This is a genomic window from Bacteroidales bacterium (assembly GCA_017521245.1).
GTDB lineage: Bacteria > Bacteroidota > Bacteroidia > Bacteroidales > G3-4614 > Caccoplasma_A.
This window is the reverse complement of the sequence record JAFXDI010000040.1, coordinates 1-8,386: the sequence shown is the minus strand read 5'-3', so window position 1 is coordinate 8,386 and position 8,386 is coordinate 1. Positions and strand designations below refer to the sequence as shown.

The following is an 8,386-nucleotide window of genomic DNA, read 5'->3' as shown; positions in this document are numbered from 1 at the left end:
TATTTCATTTATGAATTATAATATACCAAAAGGAGAAAATATCTCTTATGAAATGTCGGCGGATAAGAAAAAATATAGAGCAATATTCTTTCAAGCTTTACAAAAAATAGATATTATAGAGATAAAGAGTGAAATTAAATCAAAGATAACCGAAATATGTGTAGAAAAGGGAGAAAGAACCATATTAGAGAAAGAGTGTAATAAATTTTTTATAAAATATCTACTTGGCTTGCTATTAAAAAAGAGTGTGAAAATTGCAATATCGGAATCAAATGGGCAATATTATATTACAATGTATTACGACAATGTATATAATCAAACAAATGGCGAAGATTTGTAAATCAAATATTAACCTATTGTAGGGACGTGGCCTGCCACGTCCGTAAAGAACATCTTGAGAGCGATAGTGAGTAACCTTACTATCGCTTTTTTGTGAGTGCATATACTGCATCCTTTTCGTAGAATTAAATAATATTTCCTTATTGCAAGATAAAAAAGATAATAGTAAAAGGAATATTTTCTATATTTGCGGTAAACCACATCTAAAAACATTTTTTCTATGAAACGATTAGTAATATTACCCTTGTTAATGGTTGTAATATCCTTTTCTGCTTTTGGTAAAGCAGGTGCAATTGTTAGAGGGAACTTAGAATATGTAACCCCCTCATTAGTCTCAAATATATCTCCAGAATATGAAGAATACATATCTGGCTTTAAGTTAGACGGGAAATTTAAAAGTACTGATATGGAATATCATAAATCTCTTATAGAAAAATGGAATGATGCTTATTATTTAGTAAAAGAGATATTACCCAAAGAAGTAATTTATGATGAGGATGGTAATTTTATAATAGAATGTATTGCTTGTTATATTCAGCCAAAAACAGGAAATGTTGCAATCTATTTTATTAGTTTTAGAAGAGATATATATTATCTTAATATAGATAATTATATAAATCTTTTCTTTGAAGAGTTCTCAAAAAGAATGAAGGTGCCAATATTAGATTTACCAGAATTAGACGAAAATAGTTCTTTCCTTCATGTTATCAGCACAGGTCTTGTTGATGAATATATAAAAAAAGAACAAGCAAAGAGTATTGAGAAAGAAGATATAAAGGCAGAAGAAACCTCATTTCTTGACCGAGTTTGGAATTGGATTGTTGAAATTTTTAATTAAATCGATTAATAACTACAAACTCAATTCTATAATTTTACCAGCAGACGCTAAGTTCATAGTTTTAAATTTGTGCAAAAATAAATATTCACAAATTTAAAATTAAAAGATTATGTCAGAAACTAAACAATCGAATTTAGCATTTGAGAAACGAAACGATTTATTATGGGATGATAAGCGTAATATACATATGCAATACTCACCCATGTCAGACAGATGGCTTCCTGTAACAATCTCTCCTTGGGATATTGACAAGCCTGAGTATCAACCTCAAAACTTGGATAATTATAACGATGTTATGGGACAAAAAGAAAGAGCATATAACTTTCAGGTGCGCCCTACGTATTTAAAAAATGAGTATTCGTTATCAATCCCAAACAATAATCACGCCGATTATGCAAATGGAGGATATATAAATGCACCAATACCTTACAAACCACAAAATTCACACCAATTGCATGAGTATAATACAACATTTGGAAACTTAGTTAATTTTTCAAAATCTGATTATATGCCCGATACAACATGGGCTCATCTTGCAGATAACAATAGAAGAATTGCAAGTAATGTATATGGTAAGAGAGTAATGCAGTCAATTCCTGATAAAAGTATCCATTTTAAAGTGGACACTAATAAAGAAAATGAAGCACATCTAAGAGGTAAGAGCGAGATAACTTTTAATAGTTATACACCTTCGGCATTTGCTCAAACCGAAGAGTTAATACATTCAGGACAAAAGAACTATTATGGTTGGCTTGGTATTGCCAAAGGAATCCCAGGTATAAATTATGAGTTAGAGGCTAAGATTATAGGAGATATTATTCATTATTCAAATATATTAAATGAGAAAGAACTAGAAGAAATTAATTCAGGTTCTCCGTTTTCACAACTTGGATTATCAGGTGACCTATTTTATGAATATTATGATATAATCGAAAATATAGTATTAAACAGACCTATATCGCTTCAAAGGTTTGTAGATATTTATAAGCAAATAGGTGCAAATTTGGACCCGGAGAAGAGTAGAGATCCTCAAATATTTGATCCTAAGATATTACCTCACTATTTGATAAATATTATATTAAATAGATAAAAAAGATAATAGTAAAAGGAATATTTTCTATATTTGCGGTAAACCACATCTAAAAACAATTTTCTATGAAACGATTAATAGCATTATCCTTGTTAATGGTTGTAATATCCTTTTCTGCTTTTGGTAAAGAAGGTGCAATTGTTAGAGGGAACTTAGAATATGCAACCCCCTCATTAGTCTCAAATATATCTCCAGAATATGAAGAATACAAATCTGGTTTTAAGTTAGATGATAAAATATTGGAGTTTGATACTAAATTTAGTTCTTTCTTTTGGAGTGCCAATAGAGAGGTTTATTTCATAATAAAAGAGATATTCCCTGAAGATGTAATTTATGATGAGGAGGGTAATTATATAATAAATTATATTGCTTGTTATTTTCAGCCAAAAACAGGCAATGTGGCAATTCGAGAGATCTCTTTTAAAAAGAATATATATAATCTTAATATAGATAATGAAATTAATCTTTTCTTTGAAGAATTCTCTAAAAGAATTAAATATCCAATATTAGATTTGCCAGAGTTAGACAAGAGTAGTTCTTTTTTTTCCATCCTAAGTCCAAAATTTATTGATAAACAAATAAAAGAAGAACAAGCAAAGATTATTGAGAAAGAAGATATAAAGGCAGAAGAAACCACTTTTATTGACCGAGTTTGGAATTGGATTGTTGGAATTTTTAATTAGACCTATTGCTAAAAGTTTCTATCAATCACATTTTATATATTCGCAGTAAAGCACAACAAAAACTTTTTTCTATGAAACGATTATTAATATTACCCTTGTTAATGGTTGTAATATCTTTTTCTGCTTTTGGTAAAGAAGGTACTATTGTTAGAGGAAACTTAGAATATGTAACCCCCTCATTAGTCTCAAATATATCTCCAGAATATGAAGAATACAAATCTGGTTTTAAGTTAGATGAGGATTGTGCAAGTATATATACTAAATATATAAAATCTTTTATAAAAGCGGAAGAAGAAGTTTATTCCTTAATAAAGGAGATATTTCCTGAAAATATAATTTATGATGATGAGGGTAATTATATAATAAGTCATATTGCTTGTTGTTGTCAACCTCAAACAGGAAATGTTGCAATTTTGTTTATTCGTTTTAGTAGAGATATATATTCTCTAAACATAGATAATTATATAAATCTTTTCTTTGGAGAGTTTTCTAAAAGAATAAAGATTCATATATTGGGTTCTTCAGAGTTAGATAAGAGTAGTTCTTTTTTCTCTATTTTAAAACCAAATCGTGTAGATAGAAAGATAAAAGAAGAACAAGCAAAGAGTATTGAGAAAGAAGATATAAAGGCAGAAGAAACCTCATTTCTTGACCGAGTTTGGAATTGGATTGTTGATATCTTTAATTAGAACTACTACAAAAGTAGGGACGTCTCCTCCATAGTACAGAGTCAAGTTTACTTGAACTCTGCCGAGTGAGAGCAGGTTCGAGAAACATATGTTTATCAACTAACAACTACACCACAGGGGCAACGAAGTTGACAACTAAAAACTAATAGCTGACAGCTGACAAATATTTGCACAAATACGGTATTTATGTGTAACTAAATAGAAAGTTGTAAAATAAAATGTTATTGATGCAAACTTTTTGTAATTTAATATTAAAAATAAGTGGCAAAAGTTTTTAATTAAGAATATATTACACTACCTTTGCATTCCAATTAAAGAAAAATTTCAGTAATTATATAATAACACAAATTAATTAAAATTTCATCATGGAAATAGCAATTGTAATTGTCTTTATTTTGGGCTATGCGGCTATTGCGTTGGAGCATCCGCTAAAAATAGACAAAACTGCATCTGCTCTACTACTCGGAATGTTGTTGTGGACTATGTATGCAGTAGGAGTGTTGAATGGAAATGTTTTCCCAGAGGTTAATATTCATGACCTTGTAAGTTCACATGGGTCAATACGTCATCATTTGGGAGAGATTGCAGAGATTTTGTTCTTCTTGATGGGAGCAATGACCATTGTTGAACTTATTGATGTTCACGGAGGATTCTCTGTAATTACCGATAAAATCAAAACTCGTAAGAAAATTAAATTACTTTGGATATTGGCAATACTAACATTCTTTATGTCTGCAGTATTGGATAACCTGACAACTTCTATTGTTATGGTGATGTTGTTGCGTAAGATAATTTCAGACCAAAAAGACCGCTGGATTTATGCAAGTATGGTTATTATTGCAGCTAATAGTGGTGGAGCATGGAGTCCCATAGGTGATGTAACAACAATTATGTTATGGGTAAAAGGTAATGTAACAACAGTGCCAATTATAACTTCGTTGATAATACCATCATTCTTATCAATGGCAGTACCTGTATTATTGGCCTCACGATATTTAAAAGGAGAGTTGGCTCCAATCTCAGCCGATACAGAGTGCAAAAAAGAGTGCTGTGTAACATTCCGAGAGCGAAATCAAATATTTATATTGGGAGTATTGGCTCTGTTACTTGTGCCCGTATTTAAAACCCTAACTCACTTGCCTCCATTTATAGGCGTATTATTAACATTGAGTTTGTTGTGGGTATTCTTGGAGTTAATGTATAACAAAAAATGCTTGGACAAATCGCAAGAGCATCGTGTACCCAGCATATTGCAACGCATTGATATGGCAACAATACTCTTCTTCTTAGGAATTTTATTGGCTGTAGGAGTATTGCAAGAGGTTGGTATTTTGAAAAATGTAGCAAACTATCTAACCGAGAATGTAGGTAATGTATATATCATAAATATTGTATTAGGAATGTTATCATCAATTGTGGATAATGTGCCGCTTGTAGCGGCAGCAATGGGTATGTATCCTATTGCAGAAGTAGGAGCAGTAGGATTTGATGCCTTCTGCGTACAAGATGGTGTATTCTGGCAATTCCTTGCGTATTGTGCAGGAGTAGGAGGTAGTATGTTAATTATTGGCTCGGCAGCAGGAGTAGTAGTAATGGGATTAGAGAAAATCAGTTTTGGTTGGTATCTTAAAAAAATATCACTACTTGCATTGTTAGGCTACTTGGCAGGAGCAGGATGGTTTATCCTACAAGAGATGATATTCTAAAAAAATAGTTGTTGGTTTTTAGTTGTACGGTGCTACGCACCTTAGTTGTTACGAAATAAAAAAAACTAAAACTTAATACCCAAAAGGGGATATGCCCATAAAGCGTATCCCCTTTTGGGTGAATTTGCCCATAATCTAACAACTAAAAACTACCCGTAGGGCGGCGGAGCCGACAACTAAAAACTGATAGATGATTATTAAAAAACCTTATTATTTATAGTTTATAACCTATTAATACCATTTTATTATTATATTTGTAGTTTAAAATAGATGCACAAAAAGAGTGCAAGTAAATATAAGAGATGAAAGTATTAAAATTTGGAGGAACATCAGTAGGCACAGTTGAGAGTATCAAGTGTGTAAAAAAGATTGTGGAGGCTCGCGGGGATGAGAGCATAGTAGTAGTATCAGCATTAGGAGGCATAACCGATAAACTTATCGAGTGTGCCAAAACTGCATCTACGGGCAATCTTAACTACACGCAAATAATGGATATTATAGCCTCTCGCCACTTCGACCAAATAGCAGGAGCAGTTGCACCTGACAAGCAGGAGTCGGTAAGACGCGATGTTGCGGCAATGCTTGACGAACTCGGAAACATTATGCGAGGAGTATCGTTGATAAAAGACCTGTCAGAAAAGACGCTAAACACCATATTGAGTTACGGAGAGAGATTATCATCGCGAATAATAAGCGATATAATTGAAGATGCTGTTTGGTTTGACTCTCGCGAGTTTATAAAAACAAAAACTCAGTTTGGTAAACATATAGTTGATTTTGACCTGACAAGCAAACTAATAAAAGAGAAGTTTGCCAAATTGCCAAAAGTCTCGCTTGTGCCGGGATTTATATCAAGTGATATGAACACCAACGATGTAACAAATCTCGGTCGTGGAGGTTCAGACTATACCGCAGCAATATTGGCATCGGAGTTGGGAGCAGATATGCTTGAGATTTGGACCGATGTTGACGGCTTTATGACAGCCGATCCTCGTACCATAAAAACATCGTATGTGATTAAGCACCTCTCATTTGTAGAGGCTATGGAGTTGTGTAACTTTGGAGCAAAAGTGATATACCCACCAACAATATATCCCGTATATCACAAAAATATACCCATAGTAATTAAAAATACCTTCAACCCTGAAGCACCAGGAACACTCATAACAGAGCAGATACCTGACGGAGAGTCGAAACCCATTAAGGGAATATCATCAATCAACGACACCTGTTTGATTACAGTATCGGGATTGGGAATGGTAGGTATCATAGGAATTAACTCCCGCATATTCAACGCACTTGCAAAGTCGGGAATAAGTGTATTTATGGTATCTCAAGCATCATCGGAGAACAACACCTCGTTTGCTGTTAAAAATGCCGATGCCGATTTAGCCGTAGCAGTGTTAAATAAAGAGTTTGAGCAAGAGATAGCAATGGGCGAGATAAGCGAAGCACAAGCAGAGCGCGACCTTGCAACAGTAGCAATTGTGGGTGAGAATATGAAACACACTCCAGGTATTGCAGGAAAACTCTTTAATATACTTGGTCGTAATGGTATAAGCGTAATAGCGTGTGCGCAAGGAGCATCAGAGACAAACATATCGTTTGTAATAGAGCATAACAGCCTACGTAAAGCATTGAACGTAATACACGACTCATTCTTCCTTTCTGATGCACAAGAGTTGAACCTCTTTGTAACAGGAGTGGGAACAGTGGGGCATGACCTATTAGAGCAGATACGTCTACAACAACCCAAGTTGTTAAAGGATAAATCGTTAAAGTTGAATATCTGCGGAATAGCAAACTCTCGCAAATGTATATTCTCTCGCGATGGTTTATCGTTAGAGAACTACATCGAGGAGTTAGAGAACTCAACACTTGCAGCATCGCCTGAGGTAATACGCGATGAGATAATAAAGATGAATATCTTTAACTCGGTATTTGTCGATTGCACAGCAAGTGAAGCCGTAGCAGGAATATATCGCGACCTATTGGAGCATAACGTGTCGGTGGTGGCAGCCAACAAAGTATCTGCATCATCGCCATACGCTAATTATGCAGCACTAAAAGAGACTGCACGCCGTAGAGATGTAAAATACCTGTTTGAGACAAACGTAGGAGCAGGACTCCCAATCATCAGTACCATAAACGGACTAATGAATAGTGGCGACAAGATATTACGCATTGAGGCAGTAGTATCTGGAACACTAAACTATATATTCAGCACGTTGAGCGAAGATGTGCCATTGAGCAAAGCCATAAGAATGGCAAAAGATGCGGGATATAGCGAACCTGATCCACGACTCGACCTTAACGGACAAGACGTATTACGCAAATTGGTAATCCTTGCACGTGAATCGGGCTATGCTGTTGAACAAGCAGATGTTGAGAAGGAGTTGTTCATCCCGGATGAGATGTTCGCCGGTTCACTTGAAGACTTCTGGCGTGACATCCCAAAACTTGATGCAAAATTTGAAGCACGTCGCAGAGAGGTGGCAGCACAAGGACGCAGATTGCGTTTTATTGCAACTCTTGACAACGGCAAGATGCACATAGGATTGAGAGCGGTTGACCAACGTCACCCATTCTATCAACTTGAAGGAAGCAATAATATAATACTTATAACCACCGAACGCTACAAAGAGTATCCAATGATAATTAAGGGATACGGAGCTGGAGCATCGGTTACCGCAGCGGGAGTGTTTGCGGATATAATAAGTATTGCAAACATCCGTTAGATACGGATTGTGATAATGGCTTATCTACTGCCTAACTTTTAGGAATCGGGTTTGCTCACATACGTTTGTATGCTCACAGCACCCTCCCCCAAGTTAGTTGTATCTAAACCATTCTGACAATCCTTGTGATGAGAGAAAACAACCGTTAAAGACGGATTGTGATAATGGCTTATCTACTGCCTAACTTTTAGGAATCGGGTTTGCTCACATACGTTCGTATGCTCACAGCACCCTCCCCCAAGTTAGTTGTATCTAAACCATTCTGACAATCCTTGTGATGAGAGAAAACAACCGTTAAAGACG

At 34.8% G+C, this 8,386-nt stretch carries 7 protein-coding genes; all 7 read left to right on the top strand.

Annotated elements, in window-relative coordinates:
* The coding region (locus tag IKK64_06310) for a hypothetical protein (protein ID MBR4119675.1) at window positions 1-340 on the top strand (340 nt) is incomplete at its 5' end.
* A 219-nt stretch (window positions 341-559) separates the two neighbouring features.
* The gene (locus tag IKK64_06305; GenBank protein ID MBR4119674.1) at window positions 560-1,177 is read left to right on the top strand and encodes a hypothetical protein; all 618 of its coding nucleotides are present in this window, start codon (window positions 560-562) and stop codon (window positions 1,175-1,177) included.
* Between the two features lie 109 nt (window positions 1,178-1,286).
* Window positions 1,287-2,267: a hypothetical protein gene (locus IKK64_06300; GenBank protein MBR4119673.1), complete on the top strand. Its 981-nt coding sequence runs from the start codon at window positions 1,287-1,289 to the stop codon at window positions 2,265-2,267.
* 65 nt (window positions 2,268-2,332) lie between these two features.
* Entirely contained in the window at window positions 2,333-2,950 is a 618-nt protein-coding gene (locus tag IKK64_06295; GenBank protein MBR4119672.1) for a hypothetical protein, read from the top strand.
* Between the two features lie 71 nt (window positions 2,951-3,021).
* Window positions 3,022-3,639, top strand: coding sequence for a hypothetical protein (locus IKK64_06290; GenBank protein MBR4119671.1), 618 nt, complete (start codon window positions 3,022-3,024; stop codon window positions 3,637-3,639).
* A gap of 365 nt (window positions 3,640-4,004) precedes the next feature.
* A complete protein-coding gene (gene nhaD / locus IKK64_06285; protein MBR4119670.1) occupies window positions 4,005-5,345 on the top strand; it encodes a sodium:proton antiporter NhaD in 1,341 nt (446 codons plus the stop codon).
* A 302-nt stretch (window positions 5,346-5,647) separates the two neighbouring features.
* Window positions 5,648-8,083, top strand: coding sequence for a bifunctional aspartate kinase/homoserine dehydrogenase I (thrA, locus tag IKK64_06280; protein ID MBR4119669.1), 2,436 nt, complete (start codon window positions 5,648-5,650; stop codon window positions 8,081-8,083).
* Window positions 8,084-8,386 lie beyond the last annotated feature (303 nt).